The 22602-nt window shown below is 67.7% G+C and carries 19 protein-coding genes; 11 read left to right on the top strand and 8 right to left on the bottom strand.

Annotated features, from left to right (window positions below; genetic code table 11):
• Positions 1–453: 453 nt before the first annotated feature.
• The 3 genes from JOF55_RS09435 (at position 454) to JOF55_RS09445 (ending at position 4367) form a co-directional block, all read left to right on the top strand.
• Positions 454–1302, top strand: a complete 849-nt coding sequence (locus tag JOF55_RS09435) for an HAD-IB family hydrolase (RefSeq protein ID WP_374727257.1) — start codon at positions 454–456, stop codon at positions 1300–1302.
• A 408-nt stretch (positions 1303–1710) separates the two neighbouring features.
• On the top strand, positions 1711–3342 hold the full coding sequence (locus JOF55_RS09440) for a TIGR03618 family F420-dependent PPOX class oxidoreductase (protein WP_310272614.1): 1632 nt from the start codon (positions 1711–1713) through the stop codon (positions 3340–3342).
• Positions 3343–3443: 101 nt separating this feature from the next.
• A complete protein-coding gene (locus JOF55_RS09445) occupies positions 3444–4367 on the top strand; it encodes a MurR/RpiR family transcriptional regulator (RefSeq protein WP_310272616.1) in 924 nt (307 codons plus the stop codon).
• A 38-nt stretch (positions 4368–4405) separates the two neighbouring features.
• Here the strand turns inward: JOF55_RS09445 and JOF55_RS09450 are convergent, their stop codons facing one another.
• The gene (locus JOF55_RS09450; protein WP_310272618.1) at positions 4406–5482 is read right to left on the bottom strand and encodes an MBL fold metallo-hydrolase; all 1077 of its coding nucleotides are present in this window, start codon (positions 5480–5482) and stop codon (positions 4406–4408) included.
• Positions 5483–5663: 181 nt separating this feature from the next.
• On the bottom strand, positions 5664–6950 hold the full coding sequence (locus tag JOF55_RS09455; protein WP_310272620.1) for an MFS transporter: 1287 nt from the start codon (positions 6948–6950) through the stop codon (positions 5664–5666).
• Between the two features lie 271 nt (positions 6951–7221).
• On the opposite strand from JOF55_RS09455, the gene JOF55_RS09460 reads away from it, so the two are divergent.
• Positions 7222–8112 carry a LysR family transcriptional regulator gene (locus JOF55_RS09460; protein WP_310272622.1) on the top strand — a complete coding sequence of 297 codons (891 nt, stop codon included), beginning with the start codon at positions 7222–7224 and terminating at the stop codon, positions 8110–8112.
• A gap of 54 nt (positions 8113–8166) precedes the next feature.
• On the opposite strand, the gene JOF55_RS09465 is transcribed toward JOF55_RS09460, so the two are convergent.
• Positions 8167–9105, bottom strand: a complete 939-nt coding sequence (locus tag JOF55_RS09465) for a nucleoside hydrolase (RefSeq protein ID WP_310272624.1) — start codon at positions 9103–9105, stop codon at positions 8167–8169.
• Positions 9106–9183: 78 nt separating this feature from the next.
• Entirely contained in the window at positions 9184–9945 is a 762-nt protein-coding gene (locus JOF55_RS09470) for a Fic family protein (RefSeq protein ID WP_310272626.1), read from the bottom strand.
• A gap of 238 nt (positions 9946–10183) precedes the next feature.
• On the opposite strand from JOF55_RS09470, the gene acs reads away from it, so the two are divergent.
• The 3 genes from acs (at position 10184) to JOF55_RS09485 (ending at position 14314) form a co-directional block, all read left to right on the top strand.
• Positions 10184–12169: an acetate--CoA ligase gene (gene acs, locus JOF55_RS09475; RefSeq protein WP_310272628.1), complete on the top strand. Its 1986-nt coding sequence runs from the start codon at positions 10184–10186 to the stop codon at positions 12167–12169.
• Between the two features lie 245 nt (positions 12170–12414).
• Positions 12415–13680, top strand: a complete 1266-nt coding sequence (gene nhaA / locus JOF55_RS09480; protein WP_374727258.1) for a Na+/H+ antiporter NhaA — start codon at positions 12415–12417, stop codon at positions 13678–13680.
• Positions 13681–13780: 100 nt separating this feature from the next.
• Entirely contained in the window at positions 13781–14314 is a 534-nt protein-coding gene (locus JOF55_RS09485; protein WP_310272632.1) for a phage holin family protein, read from the top strand.
• Between the two features lie 60 nt (positions 14315–14374).
• Here the strand turns inward: JOF55_RS09485 and JOF55_RS09490 are convergent, their stop codons facing one another.
• The 4 genes from JOF55_RS09490 to nth form a co-directional block, all read right to left on the bottom strand.
• The gene (locus JOF55_RS09490; protein WP_310272633.1) at positions 14375–15559 is read right to left on the bottom strand and encodes a MarP family serine protease; all 1185 of its coding nucleotides are present in this window, start codon (positions 15557–15559) and stop codon (positions 14375–14377) included.
• Between the two features lie 61 nt (positions 15560–15620).
• Positions 15621–16388, bottom strand: coding sequence for an NUDIX hydrolase (locus JOF55_RS09495; RefSeq protein WP_310272635.1), 768 nt, complete (start codon positions 16386–16388; stop codon positions 15621–15623).
• A complete protein-coding gene (locus tag JOF55_RS09500; RefSeq protein WP_310272638.1) occupies positions 16385–17053 on the bottom strand; it encodes a TlpA family protein disulfide reductase in 669 nt (222 codons plus the stop codon). The genes JOF55_RS09495 and JOF55_RS09500 overlap by 4 nt, the downstream gene beginning before the upstream one ends.
• Positions 17050–17787, bottom strand: a complete 738-nt coding sequence (gene nth, locus JOF55_RS09505) for an endonuclease III (protein ID WP_374727434.1) — start codon at positions 17785–17787, stop codon at positions 17050–17052. Before nth ends, JOF55_RS09500 begins: the two co-directional genes overlap by 4 nt.
• Before the next feature lie 233 nt (positions 17788–18020).
• Between nth and JOF55_RS09510 the strand changes: the two genes are divergently transcribed.
• The 4 genes from JOF55_RS09510 (at position 18021) to JOF55_RS09525 (ending at position 22594) form a co-directional block, all read left to right on the top strand.
• A complete protein-coding gene (locus tag JOF55_RS09510) occupies positions 18021–18275 on the top strand; it encodes a hypothetical protein (protein WP_019855884.1) in 255 nt (84 codons plus the stop codon).
• A 96-nt stretch (positions 18276–18371) separates the two neighbouring features.
• On the top strand, positions 18372–19046 hold the full coding sequence (locus JOF55_RS09515) for a Crp/Fnr family transcriptional regulator (RefSeq protein ID WP_310272644.1): 675 nt from the start codon (positions 18372–18374) through the stop codon (positions 19044–19046).
• 662 nt (positions 19047–19708) lie between these two features.
• Complete coding sequence (locus JOF55_RS09520) at positions 19709–20947, top strand: MFS transporter (RefSeq protein ID WP_310272646.1); 1239 nt, start codon at positions 19709–19711, stop codon at positions 20945–20947.
• Positions 20948–21100: 153 nt separating this feature from the next.
• Positions 21101–22594: an MFS transporter gene (locus tag JOF55_RS09525; protein WP_310272648.1), complete on the top strand. Its 1494-nt coding sequence runs from the start codon at positions 21101–21103 to the stop codon at positions 22592–22594.
• Positions 22595–22602 lie beyond the last annotated feature (8 nt).

Below are 22602 nucleotides of genomic sequence, written 5' to 3' on the forward strand. Positions count from 1 at the left end.
CCGTGACCGTTCCGGTTTCGGCCGGGTCGATATCGACACCCAAAAACACAAATAGAACTCATGTTCTGATGGGAGAAGCCGAGAGACCCGGAGAGATACATCGAGCGAATTTCGGCCGTGCAGAGATCACCGGCCACGAGGAGAAGGCGACCCCCGCCAGGGGGGAGGGACGGGGGTCGCCGACGGTTCAGCTCCGGGGGGTCGAGCTGAACCCGTCCGGGCTACCGGACGCCCCCACACTCTAGCCCGTACCCACAGAGCGATGCTTGCCATCCATGCAAGGAAACAAGCATCTTTCGAATAACACTCGCCCGGACCAATCCTTGCGCATTCGGGTGAGTTCACGACCCCCGGACTGATTTCCGAACCAGCACAGCGCACATGCTCCACACCAAGCGGCCGTCACCGAAAACAGGGACCGTCACCATCGGCACCGGCCGCTGCTCGACTCGTATGCTGAACGGCGTGACGGAGTCCACCATGCCCGCCGACCACGCGGTCACCACCAAGCCCCGTGCTGCCGCGTTCTTCGACCTGGACAAGACGATCATCGCCAAGTCGAGCACTCTCGCATTCAGCCGACCGTTCTTCCAGGAAGGACTCATCAATCGGCGGGCCGTACTCAAAAGCGCCTACGCGCAATTCGTTTTCATGCTGGCAGGGGCCGACGCCGATCAGATGGACCGGATGCGTGCCCACATCACGTCCCTGTGCACCGGCTGGGATGTCGAGCAGGTCAGAGCCATCGTCGAGGAGACGCTGTACGACATCGTGGACCCTCTGGTCTACAAGGAGGCCACCCAGCTCATCGAGGAGCACAAGGGGCAGGGCCACGATGTGGTGGTGCTGTCCGCATCCGGTCAGGAAGTGGTGGGGCCGATCGCCGAACTCCTCGGCGCCACACACGCGACCGGGAGCCGCATGGTGGTCGCAGAAGGCCGCTACACCGGCGAGGTGGAGTTCTACTGCTCGGCGATGAACAAGGCTCGCGCAGCGCGCGAGATTGCCGACCGGTACGGCTACGACCTCACGGGAAGCCACGCCTACTCGGACTCCGTCGCCGATCTGCCGTTGCTGGAGTCGGTGGGCCACCCCACCGTGATCAACCCCGACCGCAGTCTTCGCAAGGAGGCCGCGCAACGCGGTTGGCCGTCTCTGGCGTTCGAGCACCCCGTGTCCTTGCGGGCCCGCGTACCCACGCCTTCGGGAACCACGGTGGCTGCTGCCGCATTCGGCGTGGGCGCCGTCGCCGCGGCAGGGGCGACCTGGTTCGGCCTGCGACACTGGCGCCGTCACCGGTGAGACCGAGACCTGCGACAGCACAGCTCCGCAAGCCCTTGCAGTGACCGGCATCACGAGCTACAAAGGAAGTGCGGACTCCGCGTTGGCCAGGACGTTGCGGAGGAGAAGCAGCGTCCCCCCGACAAGGACTCCGTACACGAGCGACAGGCACCCACGCGCAGCCGCCGCAGGAGGCTGAATCGTCCACAGGGTTGCGTACCGGGACGCCGGACGCCGAGCCCAGACGTTACGACAAATGGTGCACGCTTGGTAACCTGTCGGCTCGTGTCGCACGCGGCGCTCGTTCACCCTGTGTGGCGAGCGCCGCCGGCATGTCGTCCGCCGACATGTCATCCGGAGGTTCTCCGGCCGATCCCGAATCCTCCGCCGAGGAGCGCCGAAGGTGCCGCGTATGCCCGGGCAGGACACATGATCACGCGCATGTCGCTGCTGGACAAGGTCGGGCAACTCTTCGTCACCTACGCCTGCGGACACACCGCCGAGACCGCACATCCGAGGAACCGGGACGAGTTCGGCGTGGACACCCCTGCCGAGGTCATCCAGCGCTACCGACTCGGAGGGCTGGTCCACCTCTCCTGGACCGACAGCCTGTACGAGCCGAAACAGATCGCCGAACTGTCCAACGGCCTGCAAAGCGCCGCCACAACCTCGGGATCGGGCATCCCGCTGTTGATCTCCACCGATCAGGAGCAGGGGTCGGTGACCCGCATCGGTCCACCGGCAACACAGCTGCCCGGCAGCATGGCTCTGGGGGCAGGGAACAGTACCGAGGACGCCGAGCTGGCAGCAGCAATCACCGGCCGGGAACTGCGGGCCATGGGGGTGAACCAGAATTTCGCACCCGTCGGGGATGTCAATGCCGACCTGCTGAACCCGGTGATCGGAACCCGCTCGTTCTCGTCCGATCCCATGACGGCCGCACGGATGACCAGGGCACAGGTGCGGGGTTACCAGGATTCCGCGCCCGCGGGCAGCACCGTGTCGGCCACGGTCAAACACTTCCCGGGACATGGGGACACCCGCACCGACAGCCACGCATCGTTGCCGATCATCGACCACAGCCGCAGCCAGTGGGAACGGTTCGATGCGCCGCCGTTCCGGGAGGCCATCGCCGAAGGCGCGGACGCGATCATGACCGCCCATCTCGTCCTGCCGCACCTGGACGACTCGGGGAAGCCGGCGACATTGTCGCCCACTGTCCTGACCGGGATGCTACGCACGGAGCTCGGATTCAACGGCGTCATCATCACCGACTCACTACGGATGGGTGCCGTGCGAGACCTGTACCCGGCCGCCGAGATCCCCGTACGGGCCCTGCAAGCGGGCGCGGACCAGCTACTCATGCCGCGAGATCTGCACGAGGCCGTCACCGGAGTCCTCGATGCGATGCGTTCGGGCGAGCTGAGCGAAAAGCGTATCGACGCCAGTGTCGAACGCATCCTCGCGATGAAGGCTCGGCGTGGTGTCCTCGAGGATCCGTTCGTGGACGTGGCCCGCGTGGAGCACGTCGTCGGTGCACCATGGCACGAGCAGCAGGCTCGGCGATTCACCGGCCGGTGTCCCCGAACAAGCTCCGCTGAGCCGAGGCGCGCATTTCGGCATAGGCTCGCACTGTCCGCTCTCAGTCCGCGTCGAAAGGGAGCCACCGTGTCAGTGGTACCGCAGGAACTCCAGGACATCATGACCAAGCGCTCGTTCGCGCACGTGGCCACCATCGGTCCGAAGGGCGAACCGCAGTCCAACCCGGTATGGGTGGACTGGGACGGCGAGTACCTGAAATTCAGCCAGACGACCACCCGTCAGAAGTACCGCAACCTGCAGCGGGATTCGCGTATCGCGGTGTCCGTGCATGATCCGGAACAGCCGTATCGATACCTGGAGGTGCGTGGAAAGGTGGCGCGGATCGACGACGATCCGGACAACGGGTTCATCAACAAAATGGCCAAGAAGTACACGGACGCCGACGAGTACCCGTATCACCAACCGGGGGACCACCGCGTGGTCGTCTACATCCAGCCGGAGCACACGACGCAAATGTAGAACGCTACTCCTTTGATCGGCACCGGCCGATGCCCTGCCTCGCCCTGGCACGGGGATCCACAACTCCGGGGCGCACACCCATCAGTGTGAGTATGTTTCCCATGGCCACTGTCGACTCTTCTCCCGATCCGCACGGGGCGAGCGCTCTGGTGCGGATCAGGTCACTGCTTCCCGGCCTCGCACGGGCGGAGCAGCGAGTGGCCGAGATCGTGCTGTCCGACCCGGCCTCGATCGCGCGGCGCAGTATCAGCGACGTCGCCGAAGTCGCGGGCACCAGCGAAACCACCGTCACCCGGTTCTGCAAGGCCGTGGGCGTGGGCGGCTACCCGGATCTGCGCATCGCCCTGGCAGCCGATCTCGCCCGCACCACCGACCGGGACCGGGAGCTCGGCGACGACATCACCACCGACGACGACATGGCCACCACCGTCGGCAAGATCGGCTATGCCGATGCCAGGAGCATCGAGGAAACCACGGGACAGCTCGACACCGAGGCACTGCAAGCTCTCGTCGAGGCCGTCGTCCACGCCCGCCGTATCGACGTCTACGGCCTCGGTGCCTGCGGCTTCGTCGCCCTGGAACTGCAGCGCAAACTGCACCGCATCGGCCTGACCTGTTTCGCGTGGTCGGACACCCACGGCGCCCTGGCCTCGGCGGCGATGCTGTGCGGCGATGACGTCGCCATCGGTGTCTCGCACACCGGAGCCACCGCCGAAACCGTGGAAGCGTTGCACTTGGCGCGCAGGCGCGGGGCCACCACGGCCGCACTCACCAATTTCCGGCGCTCACCGATCACCGAGGCAGGCGACCACGTGCTGACCACAGCAGTCCGCGAAACCACCTTCCGCTCGGGAGCCGTGGCCGGCCACGTCGCCCAACTCACGGTGATCGACTGCCTGTTCGTCGGAGTGGTCCAACACCATCCCGAGCGAGCCGAGGCAGCTCTGGAAGCCGCCGACGAGGCCATCGGCGGGCATCGGCTGGAGGCCAGGCCGGACCGGCGCAGGCAGCGGGAGCACAGATGACGAGTCGCGCACCCGGGGCGCTGGAACGTCCGGCCGCCTCACAGGGAAAAAACCTGGCCGTCGTTGGCGACGGTGACCCGGCCGCCGTACTTCTTCCGGACAGGCGCCGTCCACTGCTCGTCGGTGGCGACACCGGCGAGGTGGCTGAGCACCAGGTGGCCGACCCCGGCCTTGGCAGCGACCCGTCCGGTGCCCGCGGGATCGGTGTGGCTGCCCGAGAGATGGTCGATGAAATCGGCGGACTTCCCGAGCTTGCGGTAGTAGTCCAGGTAGACCGACTCGTGCACGAGCACGTCGGCATCCCGGGCCAGGGTCACGACGTTGGGGTGTTCGGTGGTGTCGCCGGAGAGTGCGATCACACCGTCCGGCGTTTCGATCCGGTAGCCGTACGACGGGAAGACCGGCGGATGGTTGACGAGCGCGGCCAGCACCCGGACCCGATCATCGGAGTAGACCTCGATCGGCTCCATCTCGGGGGCGAGCCGACTGCGCGGCCCTGCAGACAAGCCGCCGGGAAGCTGGATCTCCCGCGGCCGCACGAGGTCATCCAGCGGAGGGCGGCCCTCGTCGGAGATGCGGATGTTCACGTCGTAGGCGTAGCTGTCCAGGATGTTGTTGACGACCTCGCGGGTACCGGGGGTCGGAGGCGAGACGGCCGGGCGATAGCCCTTCGGCAGGGCACCCGCACCTGCCGGGCCGACGACCTCGAACGGTTCGGTGAAGCCGTCCACCTGAGGACCCCAGTTGTACAGCAACATCGCGGGCAGCTCGGCGATGTGATCGGAATGCAGGTGGGTGAGCAGGATCGCCCGCAGCCGATTCGTGGGCAACTCGGCCTCGGCGATCTGCCGGACCACGCCGAGTCCGGTGTCCACCACATAAAGATTGCCGTCCACGACGACCGCGGTGGCGATGCCCTGGCGCGGGCTGCGCACTGCGGGCCCGGCTGCCGTGCCGAGCGTCACGACGTGAGTTCCCGTGTCCGGAACTCCGGCACTCGTGGCCGCCCCCTCGGCGGCGGAGGCCGACGTGCCCGTGGCTGCGGTGAGCAACGTTCCGGCGGCCGCCATCGAGCCCGCGAGCACGGTACGGCGATCAGGACGAAGTTCGGACATGAGTGGACACCTCTGACGAAACGGCGAACTGGGTATCGAGTACGCGGGACGAGTGCGTCGAGGGGCGGCCAGGCCACCGTGGGTCCTGCGGGCGCTACGGCACCCGCAAGACCCACGGTGTGGCCGATCGCCCCGGCATGCACTGCCGGTGGTTCACGGCCGGCGATTCACATCCCGGGAATCACCGGCTGGATTCCTGCAGGGCGGCATCGGACTGCTCGGCCGATCCGGCCGGTGCCGCCCGCTGTGCCGACGGCCGCGCCGCCGCAGCGATCGCGACCGCGGCGAGGGCACCGATCGCACCGAAGGCATAGAATCCCCACGGGTACGCGATGCCCATCGTGAGCAGGACACCGCCGAGCAGCGGGCCGCTGATCGCACCGATACGCCCGACACCGGTGGTCCAACCGAGGCCGGTGGCCCGGGTGGCGGCCGGGTAGGCGCGGCCGACGTAGGCGTAGACCAGCACCTGCGCGCTGAACACGAAGAATCCGGCAAAGAGCACGGCCGCGTAGAGGCCGACCGCGGGAAGCCGGATACTGAGCAGGGTCAGCAGCACCGCAGCCCCCACGAACCACAGCACCGTCGAACGCTTCACACCCGTACGGTCGGCCACTCTGCCTGCCACGATCAGGCCGAGCACACCTCCCGCGTTCAGGGTCAGCAGCAGACCCAGCGACGCGCCGAGGGGGTAACCCGCCTCACGCATGATCTCGGGCAACCAGGTGTTGAGCCCGTAGACCAGGATCAGTCCCAGGAACGAGGCCACCCAGAACGCGACGGTGGAACGGGCCATACCGCCGCGGAACAACATCGCGATGTTCTCCCGGGCGGAACTCGCACTCGGCTCCGCGCTCGCACTCGACGTAGCCGCGCGGAAGCTCTGCGATTCCGGCAGGTACCGCATCATCAGTGGCACCAGCACCAGCGCGGGTGCGGCACCGGCGATGAACATCGACCGCCATCCCAGCGGCGAGATCAGGACCAACCCGAGCAGCGCGGTGAGCACCGCACCGACGTGGTAGCCGGTCATGATCGTCGTCGTAGCACTACTGCTCTTGCTGCCCCGCGCGTACTCGGTCACCAGCGTGATGGAGGTGGGCAGACAGCCGCCGAGCCCCAGTCCGGCGAGGAAGCGCAGCAGACCGAATACGAAAACCGAGGGCGCGACCGCACACAGCGCGGTGAACACCGAGAAGCTCGACACCGCGAGAATCAGCACCTTGCGCCGACCGATGAGGTCGGTGATCGTGCCGGTCACCAGCGCACCGATCATCATGCCGACCAGGCCGATGGTCGAGGCGAACGAGGCGCTCGCCGGGGTCAGGCCCCAGACGCTCTCGTCGAGCATGACGGGCAGCACCGAGCCGAGCACGACCAGGTCGAAGCCGTCAAGAAGAACCGCCGCCCAGCACAGCGGCAGCACCCACTGGGCACCCGTGCGGTTGAGCGTTTCAGCCGCCGACACAGCACCCTCCCTTGATTCGTTGTACGTTGATCGGCTTTTCACCGAAGAATTACGGATGACGGCGCCTCGACCCGTGCCGAACCGGGAATGGCGAGTATCGCCTTGTCCGAATCACGAAGTCGGCGCCCCGCACGGCCGAAAAACACCTCCGGCCTCGGCATCCATCGGGTCGCTACCCGCTGGTAAGCCAGCGTGCCGTTGACGTATGTCATATGTCCAATACCACCTTGTGGTACTAGCTATATGCAGAACATATAACTTGGAGGTGAGGATGGAGCTCAGACACCTGCGGTACTTCGTGACGATCGCCGAGGAGCAGAACCTCACGCGCGCCGCCGAGCGCCTGCACATCGCGCAGCCACCGCTGAGCGTCCAGTTGCGCAAGCTCGAAGCGGACCTCGGCGTCGCACTGGTGCACCGCAACGCCCGCGGCATTCAGCTCACCGAAGCAGGGCGGGTCATGCTGGACGAGGCGCGACGCATCCTGCACGAGGTCGAGCAGGCCACCCGGATGACTCGGGAAGCAGGCAGCGGGCTCGTCGGGCGGCTCGCAGTGGGGTTCATCCCCTCGGCCTCCAATGTCGTTCTCCCGCCGATTCTGCGGCAGTTCAAGACGGAGTATCCGGATGTCTCCCTGCACCTGCAGGAATTGCAGCCGGACGAGATCGTCGAAAGACTGCACGACCGCCGGATCGACGTCGGGTTCTTCTACCTCCCGTTCGACGACCCCTCGCTGCACATGCACTGCGTGGCCGAGGACTCGCTGATGCTGGCACTGCCCACCGCGCACCGGATGGCGGGTCGCACCAGGGTGAACCTGTCCTCGGTGGCCGACGAGCCGTTCATCCTGCCCGCCAGGCACGGCAGCATGCCCGGTCTCTACGCGATCGTTGCCGAGGCATGTGAGCGCGCGGGCTTCACCCCGCGTGTCGTGCAGCGCGACGTCTGGCTCATGCAGACGATCGTGGGCCTGGTGGCCGGGGGAATCGGCATCGCCGTGGTCCCGGCCTCGGTACAGCAGCTCCCGCGTCCCGGGGTCACCTTCCTGCCGTTGGCGGACGTCTCCGCGATGGCCCAGACGGCGATGGCATGGCGCCACGGCGCCAAGCCGCCCGTGCTTCGCTCGTTCCTCGACATCGCCGCACCGCAAGCGGCCGAATGAGAAGGCAACGAACCTCACCGGAGGGGATGCCGGTGGTGCGCGAAACCGACCGGATCAGGCGCCCGGCAGGGAGGAGGCGACGGTGCGGAAGGAGTCCGTGAGCAGATCCCAGAAGGCATCCTGGCGCAGTTCGGTGGCGACCAGGGCGTTGTGCAGCGCGGGTTCGCCCGCGAAGTCGGTGACCGTCATCCCCGAGGTGAACCGGCCGTGCGTTTCCACATCGACCCGAGCGGGCACCGTGGTGATCAGGCTCGGATCGAGAACGTAGGCCACCGCACACGCGTCGTGAATCGGAGGACCATCCCCGGCGCGGTATGGCACGGACCCCCCGTAGAAGTCCAGGCAGGGGCTCAGCAGCTCCTGCTTGAACCGTCCGAACTCGGTGAATCGGGAACGCACCGAGGCCGTGGCCCTGGCCTGCACGGTCAGATCCAAACCGATCATCACCGTCCGCCACGACGCGCCGAAGACCACCGCCGCGGCTTCCGGATCGGCGGCGATGTTGAACTCGGCAGCCGGGGTGTTGTTGCCGCGCGTGTATGAACCGCCCATGATGACGAACTCCCGCACCCACTCCGCGATACGCGGCTCCCTGCGCAGTGCCAGCGCGATGTTCGTCAGCGGGCCCACGGCGGTCAGACTGATCTCGCCCGGCGAAGCCGCCAGCGTGTCGATGATGAATTCGACCGCATGCTCGTTCCGTGGCGTTCTTTCCGGGGCAGGCAGGACAACGTTGCCGAGGCCGTTGGGACCGTGGACCTCCGAGGCATCCCGGGGATCGCGGATCAGCGGACGATCCGCGCCGCGTGCGACCGGCACCGTCATCCCGTAGAACTCGGTCAGGCACAGTGCGTTGGTGGTGGTGTGCTCCAGCCCCACGTTACCGCCGACACTGGTCAGCCCCACTACCTCCAGGTCGGGGCTGCCGTGCGCGAGCGCGATGGCGAGGGCGTCGTCGATACCGGGATCACAGTCGATCAGAATTTTCTTCACGTCGTTCCTCTGCTGCCGGATTGGCTGCCCGCTCAGTTGCGTTGGTCGATTTCTCGCGAAATTGGCCGACGCACGGCGTCACTCCTGGACGGCGTCGGCGATCGACTTGGCCTCGCGAGCGCCGGATTCGAAAGCCTTGCAGCAGTACACGATCCACGCTCCCACCCGTTCGGGTTCCCCGGAGGCGAATCCTTCGGCCGCGTCCGCGTACTGGCTCTGCTGCCGGAAGTAGGCGACCTCCGGGACCACGAGTCCCTTCGGGTCCAGGCCGCTACCGATCACGCTCAGCCTGGCCGCGGCACGTGCCACCACTCCGTCGACCTCACCGAAGGGGGCGAGCGCGAGGAGTTCGCCCTGCACGACCGCAGCCTGAACCGGCCCCGGAATCACCCCCTGCGACTTTCCGCTCGTGTCGGTGACGAGCTGAGCAAGCAGGTCCAGCCGCGTGGAGACCTCTTCGCTCGCACGAGGACGACCGAGCCGCTCCTGCTCGTGCTCGCCGACGAGGTCCGCCGCGGCCAGCACGTGCAACCGGGCCAGGGCCTGCAGCGGGGCACGCTGCCAGGTCGGCAGCAGCGGACCGATCGCCTCGGCGATCCGCAGGGATCCCGCGAGCAACGGATCACTGACCTCCCCGCCTTCCGGGATCTCCGCCGCGCCTCCGGCAACGGCGGCCGATGCCCGTGCCGCACGCACCGATGCCTCGGCGGCTGTCGTCGGCCAGCCACGCCGATTGGCCGGATGCTCGTGCACGTCGTCGATGGCCGCGCGTGCGGTCGTGACGGCCTCGGACACACCGGGCAGTTCCAACAACGGACGTAGCGACTCCTGGGCATTCACGCTCCCGACGCTACCGGCGCCACTTTCTTAGGCCCATCGGGCCGGGCACGGCCGCGCCACACGCAAGGTGCGGCGTATATCACCATGACGACCCTCCGCAGTGCATACCCCCACCCGGAAGATCAACTTCTCGGATTGGTCCGTACCTTCGAGGTGGTCCCCTGTCGAAGTGAGACGGATCGCACTACGGTTTTACTCACACACAGCTGTCCCATCAGCAGCCACGGAGGTCTCAGCAATGAGTCAGCCCGACGGGCAGAACAACACCCTGGACAATCTCCTTTCGGAGAACAGGACTTTTCCTCCGTCTCCGGAGTTCGCCGCGCAGGCGAATGCCACGGCGGAGTGGTACGAACAGGCGGCTGCCGACCGAGAGGCTTTCTGGTCCGAACAGGCCGCACGGCTGCACTGGGACACCAAATGGAGCCAGGTGCTGGACTGGTCGGACGCGCCGTTCGCGAAGTGGTTCGTGGGCGGCAAGCTCAATGTGGCCTACAACTGCGTGGATCGGCATGTGGAGTCCGGCGCAGGCGACCGGGTGGCGATTTATTGGGAGGGCGAACCGGGTGATTCCCGTGCGATCACCTACGCCGAGCTGCAGCGCGAGGTCTCCAAGACCGCCAACGCGCTGGCCGAGCTGGGCGTGGGCAGCGGGGACCGGGTCGCGATCTACCTGCCGATGCTGCCCGAGGCCGTGTTCTCGATGCTGGCCTGTGCCCGGTTGGGGGCCCTGCACAGTGTCGTGTTCGGCGGTTTCTCCTCGGAAGCCCTGCGCAGCAGGATCAACGACGCCGAGGCCAAGGTCGTGATCACCTGCGACGGCCAGTACCGGCGCGGCAAGCCGATGCCGCTGAAGGCCAACGTGGACGAGGCGGTCACGGCCACGCCGAGTGTGCAGCACGTGCTCGTGGTCCAGCGCACCGGCGAGGACGTGGCCTGGAACTCCGGGCTGGACGCGTGGTGGCACGATGTGGTCGACCGGCAGTCCACTCGGCACACCCCGGAGGCCTTCGACTCCGAGCACCCGCTCTACATCCTCTACACCTCGGGCACCACCGGCAAACCCAAGGGCATCCTGCACACCTCGGGCGGGTACCTCACCCAGGCCGCCTACACCCACAGCGCCGTGTTCGACCTGAAGCCGGAATCCGACGTGTACTGGTGCACCGCCGACATCGGATGGGTCACCGGCCACACCTACATCGTCTACGGGCCACTGGCCAACGGCGCCTCGCAGGTCATCTACGAGGGCACGCCGAACACCCCCGACGAGGGGCGGCACTGGGACATCGTGCAGAAGTACGGGGTGTCGCTGTACTACACGGCGCCGACCACCATCCGCACGTTCATGAAGTGGGGCGCCGACATCCCCGCGCAGTACGATCTGTCCTCGCTGCGGGTACTGGGTTCGGTGGGCGAGCCGATCAATCCCGAGGCCTGGATGTGGTATCGCGAGCACATCGGCGGCGGAACGGCCCCCATCGTCGACACCTGGTGGCAGACCGAAACCGGCGCCATCATGATCTCACCGCTGCCCGGGGTGACCGAGGCCAAGCCGGGCTCGGCACAGACTCCGCTGCCGGGGATTTCGGTGGCCGTCGTCGACGAGAACGGGGACGAGGTCGGCGCAGGCGGTGGCGGACTGCTGGTGCTCGACAAGCCGTGGCCTGCGATGCTGCGTGGCATCTGGGGTGACGACGAGCGCTTCCGCGAGACCTACTGGTCGAAGTTCGCCGACAAGGGCTTCTACTTCGCAGGCGACGGCGCCAAATACGATGAAGACGGCGATCTGTGGCTGCTCGGCCGGGTCGACGACGTCATGAACGTCTCCGGGCACCGCATCTCGACCACCGAGGTCGAATCCGCCCTGGTCTCGCACGACACGGTCGCCGAAGCCGCCGTGGTCGGAGCCAGCGATGCCACCACCGGCCAGGGCATCGTCGCCTTCGTCATCCTGCGCGGTGGCACCGACGACGCGGCAAGCGGTGATACCGCCATCGCGGCGCTGCGCGAGCACGTGGCCCGGGAAATCGGGCCCATCGCCAAGCCACGCCAGATCATGGTCGTCGGCGAGCTGCCCAAGACCCGTTCGGGCAAGATCATGCGGCGGCTGCTGCGCGACGTCGCCGAGAACCGCGAGATCGGCGATGTGTCCACCCTCGCCGACTCCAGCGTGATGGACCAGATCTCCGCGGGACTCAAAACCGGTAGCACCGACGAATGATCACCGCGCAGCAGGGGTGTCCGCAGGCGGCACCCCTGCTGCCGCTGCCCCGCGCAGTCGCTCTCTCACGCGACTGTGACCTCGGTTCTTTCGGGTAATCCCACGATGTTCGACCCCAGCGTCCGCAGCCGTCGAAACGCCTTGCGGTGATAATCCGCACCCTCTTGCACGCCTGGAAACCGGCCGCACGGGTGTTAGGGTTCTTCGGCAGGTGAGCCGGGAAGACTGGTCGGCGTCCTGAGCCCATGCTGCCCACAGGCAGGAGCCGATCCTTGTCGACGCCCTCTCCCGACATGCCCGAGCCCGGCGAAACCGGCACGAACACGCGCCAGTTCAACCTGGCCTCCTTCCTGCGCAACGAGACCGTGGGCGGCATGGCGCTGGTGGCCGCCACCGCCATCGCGCTGATCCTCGCCAACACGCCGCTGTCCGAGTTCTACAACGCCGTTCGTGAATTCCGGATCGGCCCGCACGTGCTCCATCTCGATCTGAGCGTAGGCGACTGGGCCAAGGACGGCCTGCTGGCGATTTTCTTCTTCGTGGCCGGACTCGAACTCAAACGGGAGCTGGTCGTCGGCGAACTCGCCGACCGCAAGAGAGCCACCCTGCCGGTCATCGCAGCCCTCGGTGGGATGATCGTCCCCGCCATCCTCGCCTACTCGGTCGCGCACGGTGCACCGGGCGCCACCGAGGCATGGGCCATTCCGGTCGCCACCGACATCGCCTTCGCCCTCGGCATCCTGTCCCTGACCGGCTCTGCGATTCCTCCCACCGCGAGGGTCTTCCTGCTCAGCCTCGCCGTCGTCGACGACCTCGGCGCGATCATCGTCATCGCGGTGCTGTTCACCAGCGGTCTGAACCTGCTCGCCCTGCTGCTCGCGGCCGTGCTCTGTGCGGGCTACTGGTACGCGCAACACAAGCGCATCACCACGCCGTTCCTCTACGTGCCGCTCGCACTGGCCACCTGGATCGCCGTGCACAGCAGTGGGGTGCACGCGACCATCGCCGGTGTGGCCCTGGGTCTGCTGACTCGCGTGCGCCGCGACCAGGACGAACACGAGTCGCCCTCGGAGCGCCTGGAGCACCGGCTGCAGCCGTGGTCGGCGGGATTCGTGGTTCCGGTCTTCGCTCTCTTCGCCGCCGGTGTGCCCATCGGCGGCGCGGCGATGGCCGATCTGTTCCACAGCCGCGTCGCGATCAGTGTGATCGTGGGCCTGGTCGTGGGCAAGCTCCTCGGGATCTTCGGCAGCTCGTTCCTGGCGGTGAAACTCGGCTTCGGCTCCCGCCCCACCGGAGTGGGCTGGTTCGATATCGCCGCACTCGCGATGCTGGGCGGTGTCGGCTTCACCGTCAGTCTGCTGATCGCCGAGCTGTCCCTGCCCGAGCAGGCCGCCGAAACCGCCAAGGCCGCGGTGCTGATCGCCTCGCTCATCGCCTCGCTGGTCGCTGCTGCCATGCTGCTCGCCCGCGGGCGCAGCACTCGGCGGACCCGGACAGCCGAAGGACAGTGATCTCCACCGTGATCCCCACCGGTCGACACGCCCACCACTTCACCGGCACCGGGAGAGCGACCCGCGAGTCACTGGGTCAGGTACACCCACGCGTGGCACGATGACCCTCGTGAACGATCCGGCAAACAGCGCTCGAGCGAACAACAACGGCAGCAGCGACGAGACCGCGTTCCGCGGAAGCGGATACTCGGCGGTCACGTCCCTCCCCCTGTCCGAGGAGGGCACCGGGGCTGGAGGTGAGCAGTCCATCGGGACACTCGCACGGGACGCCACGACGCACCTGTCCACACTGATCCGTGCCGAGCTTGAACTGGCCAAGTCCGAGCTCGCCGGTGAAGTGCGCAAGGGCGTCAAGGGAAGCGTCTACTTCGTCCTCGCACTGACCGTGCTCGCGTTCAGCACGTTCTTCCTGTTCTTCACGCTCGCCGAAGGGCTCGCCCAGCTGGGACTGTGGCGGTGGGCGGCTTTCGGGATCGTCTTCCTGGCGATGCTGCTGGTTGCGGGACTGCTCGGGTTGCTGGGATACCGACGCGTGCGCAAGATCCGAGCCCCGGAGCGGACCATCGCCTCCCTCAAGGACACCAGGCAGCTCACGCACCGGCACGGCCACACCGACGAGGCCGGCGAGCAGTAGTCGGCTGCGGATCGGCCACGGCCGCCTGCTCGACCGCGAACCACGCCGGGCCGCACACCCTCAGTTCGTGCACCTGCCGGTGGGAACGGGCTCGCTCAGTGTGGGCGCCGCGGTGGCCTCGTCGGACACCTGCTCCGCCGTCAGGGCGAAACCCGTGTTCGAGTTGTCCACGGCCGCGCCGAACACGACACCCACGACATCGCCCTCCGTGTCGATCAGCGGTCCTCCCGAGTTCCCGCTCTTGACGGTCGCCCGCACCGTGTAGACATCCCGGACCACCGTGCTGTCCCCGTATATATTGGGGCCGCGGAGATTGATCCGCTCGCGGACACGTCCCGGCGATGCCGTGTAGGGACCGTCCAGGGGGTATCCGAGCGCGATCACGCTCTCACCGGATTTCGCGGGTTGCCGCACGAACTCCATCGCCTCGGCATCCAGGGCGGGCACCGACAGAATCGCAATGTCCTCGCGCGGGTCGAAAAGCACGACCTCGGCCGCGAGTCGACCCGTTCCGATGTCGAGGAACACCTGCTCGGTTCCCGCCACCACGTGCGCGTTCGTCATGACCCGGTCCTCGGCGACGACGAAACCGGTGCCTTCCAGCGCACGACCGCAAGCGGGCGCCCGGCCGCGGACCTTCACAACACTGGATCGCACCTCACGCACGACCGCACTACGGGCCAGGGCGGGGTCCGGCGGGGGGATCCGGGCCACCGGCGTCTGGGAGAACGGTGCCAGGGCCTCCGGGAAACCGGTCACGCCGAGCATCTCGCGTAGTTCGTCGGGCAGGCTCCTGGCCGCCGCGGGCATCATCGAGTTGACCGTGCTCAGCACCGTGGACCTGCTGATCGCCGAAGCCAGACCCGGCAGTGCCGAAGCGGAGGTGAACGGCAGCGCCACCAACCACGCCACGACGAACACCGCGATCCCCTGCAAACAGGCACCCAGCATGTTGTCGACACCGGTCAGCTTCGTGGAGGTGATGCGATCACGGAGCTCACGGCCCGCCCACATGCCCAGCGTCTCGCCGAGCGCGACCAGCACCACCACGATGCCGACTCCGAAGCCGATCTTCGCGGCTTCGCTGTCGAGCCGATCGAGCAGCAGTGGCGCCACCTGGAGCCCGACCACAGCACCGGCGAGTACCCCGACGAACGAGAACAGTGCGGTGACCATGCCGTTGCGCGCTCCCGACACCCCGGCCAACAGTGCCAGCAGCACCACCAGCAGGTCGACCCAGTTCACCCTTCACCTCGATATATCGGAATCGTTGTGGCTCGGTACAGGGCTGCTGGCAATCGTCGATTCAGCCGCTGAAACCGACATCGCCGGATTCCTCGGCCGCACGCCATGCCTCGTCGAGATCTCGCACGTCCCGCCGGTTCCAGCCACGTGACCACCCGGCGAGATCCAGGATCCCCGACAGCAGTCCTCCGGTGAATCCCCACACCAGCATCCCGGGGACGAGGAAGGCCGGAGTCTTGTGGTTACCGCCGAAGTAGACGTGGAGTCGGTTGACCGGGTCGGCCAGCCACGAGATCGGCACCCTGGCCACGGCAGCGGTCTCGGCGGGGTCCACCGGAGCGACCGGCGAGGGTTCCTGCCAGTGCGCCAGCACCGGCGTGACGCGGAAGCCACTGTTGGCCAGGTGGAGTTCGGGCAGAGTTGCGACCGGGCGGATCCCCGAAGGCAACACTCCGACCTCCTCGACGGCCTCCCGCAGCGCGGCATCCACCGCATCCCGGTCCTGCGCGTCGAGTGCGCCGCCGGGGAAGGCGACCTGACCGGGGTGCGCGTTGAGGCTGTCGGCCCGGCGGAGCAGCAGCACGTCCGGCTCGGCGGTTCCGCTCCCGGTGCCGTCCTCCCGCGCGGTGCTGTCCGCACCGGTTTTCTCCTCGGCAGAGTCCTCACCGAACAGCACCAGCACTGCGGCTTGACGGGCATCCTCGGGGGGCCGGGTATGCGATCGGCCGAAATGCTCGTCGTCGATGTGCGCGCTGCGCTCGACCAGCGGGCGCAACCACTCGGGGACATCGGCCGCATCGACCAGCGGCCCGTGGGCATGGTGGTTCACCGGGCGGCCTCCAAGGCACGCTGCACGGCCGCACGTACTTCCTCCGGTGACTCGAACACCTCCGGGGGCAACCGGTGCACCTGCCCCGAAGGAGTCACGACGTAACTGGCGGGCAGCGTGCTCGGCACCTTTAGCGCCGCCGAGATGCGCAGCTCGGGATCGTGCACCGAGGGGAAGGTCACACCGAGCTCATCGAGCAGTCGCAACCCGGCGGCCTGCTTGCTTTTCACCTGGACGCCCAGAACCGGCACGGCCCCCGCTTGCTCCGAGTACGCCTGCAGGGCGGGCAGCTCCTTGCGACACGGCCCGCACCAACTGGCCCACACGTTGATCAAAGTGGCCCGACCGGCCACTGCCGCCCCCATGTCGACCGACGAGCCATCGGCCAGGCAGACCCCGCTGACGCCGGCAAGCTGCGCGGGTCCGGTCCTGGCACCGCCCGAGTGCCCGCACGGGTCGAGTTGTGCCCGTGCGCGCAGGTCGGCGAGCTGCGCAGGGGCCACCGACCGCTCCGTCGGGGCTTGTGCGGGCACGGTACCGGCCGTGTCCTGGGTGGTATCCCGTGGCCACAGTGCCACGACGGCCAGCACGGCCAGCACGACGACCGCGACCGTCCAGCGGAGCTCGTTGCGAAACTCACTCGCGAATCTCGTGAAGCGGCTCATTGCGCAGGCTCCTTCGAAGCGGCCTGCTGCACGGTCTTCTCCGGGACCTCACCCGCGACACCGGCCAGCGCGAGCAACCGCGGGGCCTCCGGTCCCCGGACGAGTTTGGCGGCCTCGGCGGGCTCGGTCGGACCGGCCCCGAACGAAGGGCAGTCCCGTGCGAGCGGGCACGCTCCGCATGCGGGCTTGCGCGCGTGGCACACGCGGCGCCCGTGAAAAATCAGCCGGTGGGACAGCATCGTCCACTCCTTGCGGGGAATGAGCTCACCGACGGCCCGCTCGACCTTGTCCGGCTCCTCCTCGGATGTCCAGGCCCACCGCCGGACCACCCGGCCGAAATGGGTGTCCACGGTGAGACCGGGCACATCGAAGGCATTGCCGAGGATGACGTTGGCGGTCTTGCGTCCGATGCCGGGCAGCTTGACCAGCTCGTCCAGCCGCGCGGGCACCTCGCCACCGTGGCGCTCCAGCAGCGCCGCACCCAGTCCCATCAGCGAGGAGGTCTTGTTCCGGTAAAAGCCCGTGGACCGGATCAGTTCCTCCAGTTCGGCACGGTCGGCCCCGGCATAGTCGGCCGCCGTGGGATACCGCGCGAACAGCTTCGGCGTGACCTCGTTGACCCGCTTGTCGGTGCATTGCGCGGACAGGATCGTGGCCACTGCCAGCTGCAGCGGTGTGCTGAAATTCAGCTCACAGTGCGCGTCGGGGTAGGCTTCGGCCAGTGAGCGCATCATCCGGCGAGCACGCCGCACGAGCCCGAGCCTGGTCTTGTCGGCTCCGGGACGATCCGCCCCTCCCGGGCTCCTGGCCGCTGCGGATTTCTCCTCGGGTCTCGCTCGCGCTCGATCGGACACCCCACTAGCCTACGGATCCGAGTGCACGAGAGAGTGACCCATCCGGCCCACGCAACCGGTTAACACACCCCGGTTGCAACCACTGCGAAGGCATGCGCGAGGATTTAGCCATCATGACTGCCTGGTTCGTGATCGTCGTACCGCTTGTGATCATGTTCTTCACACTGTTCATGGAACGGGTGGAGGCACGACTCCGGCACGTCGCGGTGCAGGAGAACGAGGTGGAAGAACTGCTGGAGAACGCCCGACCGGACGAGGTCCGGGCGCTGTTCCGGCAGGGAATTGGACGTGCGCTGGAGTTGTTCCAGCTACGCAGAGTGGGACGCGCCGGTAGACTACGTACGCGCCGCTCCCGCGACCGGTCTTAGACTGGCTGGTGGTGATAGGCGGCATAGGCCGGTCACCGTGTTCGTCGCGGGACCGGCATCGAAAGCAGCCGCCGCGTCTCAACATGGAGGGACGAGGTGGACGAGACCCTGTCGCGGGCCGGCATCTTCCAGGGAGTGGAGCCGGCTGCTGCGGAGGCATTGACCCAATCGCTGGAACCGGCAGAGTTCCCGCGTGGACATGTGATCTTCGCCGAGGGCGAGCCGGGTGACCGGCTGTACATTATTCAATCCGGCAAGGTGAAGCTGGGACGCAAGTCCCCGGACGGCAGGGAGAACCTGCTGGCGATCATGGGGCCGTCGGACATGTTCGGCGAGCTGTCCATCTTCGATCCGGGCCCCAGGACCTCGACGGCAACGACGGTGACCGAGGTACGCGCGCTGACCATGGACCGCGGTGCGCTGCGGCAGTGGATCGGCACCCGCCCGGAGATCGCCGAGCAGTTGCTCCGGGTCATTGCGCGGCGTCTGCGCAGGACCAACGGCATGCTCGCGGATCTGATCTTCACCGACGTGCCGGGCCGCGTCGCCAAGGCGCTGCTGCAACTCGCACAGCGGTTCGGCAGCCAGGAGGCCGGGCTGCTGCGGGTGACGCACGACCTCACGCAGGAAGAAATCGCACAGTACGTCGGCGCATCACGGGAGACCGTGAACAAGGCGCTGGCCGACTTCGCACACCGGGGCTGGCTCCGGCTCGAAGGCAAGAGTGTGCTGATCCTCGACCCGGAACGGCTGGCCAAGCGCGCTCGCTGAGTGAGCAGGACCCGCGTTCAGCGGCCGAGTTTCGCGGCGCGCCGACCGGGAATGTCGAAGCGGTATCCCCCGCCCGGTCGGTGCGCTGGTATTTTCTGTCTGCGTACTGAATCGATTTAGCACTCGTCGGAGTCAGTACTGCCGAAGGCAGCTCAGCAGGCCGATCAGCGACCACCGGTTCAGCATCTCCGGCAGGCCCACTCGGTAGCTCACCCGGCAGCTGTGAAATGCCAGGGCGCCAGACGAGCGAGAAGGGACCGGGCGCCACCCCCGACGCGGCGCTCCGGTCCCTTCTCGCTGCGTGGTTCGTCCCCCGACCAACCACGCTTCCCCGACCCTCCGATGCGTCGGCCCCGAACCATGACACCGGAGGCTGGTCTTGTGGCGGGCAACCCGCATCCGGGCAACCCTGCGTGGACCACACCCTTACGATGCGCGTTCCACCACGGCTTTGCCAAGACCTTTCACCCACCAAGACGTGCCACACGCGTCTCGGGTTGCATCTTCACCCGAAATTTCGTGGCCAAATTTTTTCGGCCACGCAGCGCCGGCTCCCGCGCCGCCCGCGCGGTGTGCGGCCGAGCCCGCTCCCCGGTGAGATCACTCGGCGAGACACGAAAATCAATTGGTACTCACGTACCAGTATCGCCATACTGGTACGCGTGTCCGAATCCGTATCCCCGAGTGACTATCGCAGCGCCCTCAGCGCCCCGGGGGCTGCCGCGCCCGTGATCACCTCGCTGCTGGCCCGGCTGCCGATCGCCATGATCGGGCTCGCACTACTGCTCTACGTCGAGCAGGAGACCGGCACGTTCGCCGCAGCCGGGCTGGTGTCGGCGAGCACCCTGACCGGCGTGGCCTTCGGCTCGGTGCTGCAGGGACGGGTGATGGACCGGGTCGGCCCCACCGTGCCGCTGCTGGTGATGTCCGGGATCTTCACCGTCCTGGTCGCCGCCGAGATCGCCGCGATCGAAATGGGGGCGACGGTCACCGTGCTGACCGTGCTGGCCTTTACCGTGGGGCTCACCGAACCCATGACCGGCCCGGCGTCGCGAGCCCTGTGGACCCAACTGCTGCCGCCCGGAGCCGTACGCGACGCCGCCTACTCCTACGAGGCGATCAGCATGGAGGTGTTCTTCATCCTCGGACCCGGGCTGGCCGGGCTACTGGTCGCCATGCCGTGGCCGGGAACCGGGGTGGTCGCCGGATCGGCCTGCATGGTCGTCGGCAGCGTCGGATTCGCCTGCACCCCGGCCGCACGCAGGCACCGACCACTACCGCAGGAGCGGCCCACCGGCAGCATGCTCGGCGCGCTCGCCACCCCGGGAATGCGCACGGTGGCCGTGGCCGCGCTCGGCTTCGGTGCTCTGCTCGGAATGGTGGAGGTGGCAGTGCCCGCGGCTGCCGAGGAAGCGGGCAAACCGGCCCTCGGTGGCCTGATGCTGAGCGTACTGTCGATCAGTTCCGTGATCGTCGGCATCCTCTACGGGATGCGGCCGTGGCCACGCCCCATGCACCTGCGACTTCCGGCATTGCTCCTGGGATTTGCGGCCCTGATCGCCCTGCTGGCCCTGCCCGGGACGCTCTGGGGCCTGGGTCTGGCCCTCCTGCTTGCGGGAAGCCTGATCACTCCTCAGTCCACCGCCCACTCGGTCGCGCTCGAACTGGCAGCCCCGGTGGGCACCGCGACCGAGGCGTTCGGCTGGGTGATCACGGCGGTGACCCTGGGGGCCGCCGCGGGGCAGTCGCTGAGTGGGCACCTCGTCGAGCGATCCGGACCACCGCTGGCCTTCGTCGTGGCCGGAGCGATCGGCGCGCTGCTCGCGCTGGCATTGTGGCTGCGCCGGGCCACGCTGCTGCCGTCCACCATCCACTCGGAAGCCACCCTCGCCACCATGTGAGCACGGCCCGGTCAATCCGCCCGGAAACCGGTGGCCTCGCGCGGTATCGCACGCGCTTCTCGGATTACTCGGCGAGACCGTCCCATCGCCACGGTGCGAGACGGTCCACGGAGCGGTGGTTGTCCCCCGATGCACCGGGTACCCGAAAAGTCGATGACACCCTCGAACCGCACCCACGTCCCGAGGGTGCTCACCCGCGTTCCGTTGGCCGGGAACTACCCCACGGCAGTGGCTCTGGCGCTACTCGCGCTGTGCCCCTTCATCGTGCTCTCGACCGCGGTGCCGGTGTTCGAGCGGCAACTGATCACCGCCCTGGACACGACGGCGTTCGGGGCCGGGCTGGCCGGGAGTCTGGCCAACGCCGGATACGCCTTCGGCGCCGTCGCGGCCGCGGACCTGATCCGGCGCTTATCACCGCGAGCGGTGTATCTCCTCTGCGAGGCGGGGTTCGTCGTGGGCTCGCTGCTGAGCGCGTTCGCATCGAGCATCACGATGTTCACCATCGGGCGAGCACTGCAGGGCGTGACCACCGGGATGTTGCTGGTGGCCGCACTTCCGCCCCTGGTCACCAACCATGGTGCTGCGAAGCTTCCGCTCACGGCCGCGTTCGTCAACCTCGGACTGTTCGGCATGGTGACCCTCGGTCCGGTGGTGGGTGGGCTGGTCGCCGGTTTCACCACTTGGCGGGCGCCGTTCGTCGGAGTCGCCGCCCTGGGGGTGATCGGTATGACCTTCGGCGTGCTCGGGTTCGGGCGGGCCAAGCCGCACTCGCGCCGTGCGGGGTTCGACTGGTCGGCCATTCCCGTGGCCGCGACGGCGACGTTCCTACCGTTCTTCGCCGTGGCTTGGCTGACCAGCAGTTCCTTCACCGCGCCCGGATTCCTGCTCCCACTCGTGGTCGGGCTGGCGGGGCTGGGCACGCTGCTCGTGCGGCAGTACCGCAAGGACAGGGCTCTGATGCCGTTGAAACTGCTCGCCCACACACTGCCGATCACCGGCGTGTCGGTGGCGATGGTGGCAGGCGCGGGGTTCACCACCCTGATCGAGCTGTCCGTGGTCTACCTGCTGCAGGTCGCGCACCTGCCGCCTGCCACGGCCGGGGCGCTGCTGGCTCCCCAACTGGCAGGTATCGCGATCGCCGCCTGGCTGTTCAAAAGGATGCTGTCCACGCGTTGGTTGCCCGTGCTCGCCTTCTCCGGTTTGAGCATCGTCACCGTCGGTGGCGTACTGCTGCTGTTCGCAGTGGGGTCCGGCGGGATCGTGCCGATGGTACCGCTGGCCGGGCTGCTGCTCGGCTTCGGCGCAGGCGCCGGAGTGGCACCCGGATTGTTCATGGGCGGGCTCAGCGTGCCCTCCACCCGACTCGGCCCCACGTTCGCGCTGGTGGAACTCCTCCGTGCCGAGGCGGCGTTCCTGCTCGGCCCGGTGCTGCTGCACATCGCGATGCTCACCGAGGCCCTGGCAGGCGGAATACGGCTGGCCACACTGATCCTCGTGATCCTGATGGCGGTCAGCGGTGTGATCCTGCTCGGCGTGCTGCTGCTCGGCGGTGCTCGCCCGCACGCGCCCGATCTCGAAGGCTGGCTGCAAGGACAGTCCTCGGCCTACCACTCCCCGCCCCTGGCCGCGACGGTCCGCCAACGCTAGGTGAAGGC

This window comes from Haloactinomyces albus (assembly GCF_031458135.1).
Taxonomy (GTDB): Bacteria; Actinomycetota; Actinomycetes; order Mycobacteriales; family Pseudonocardiaceae; genus Haloactinomyces; species Haloactinomyces albus.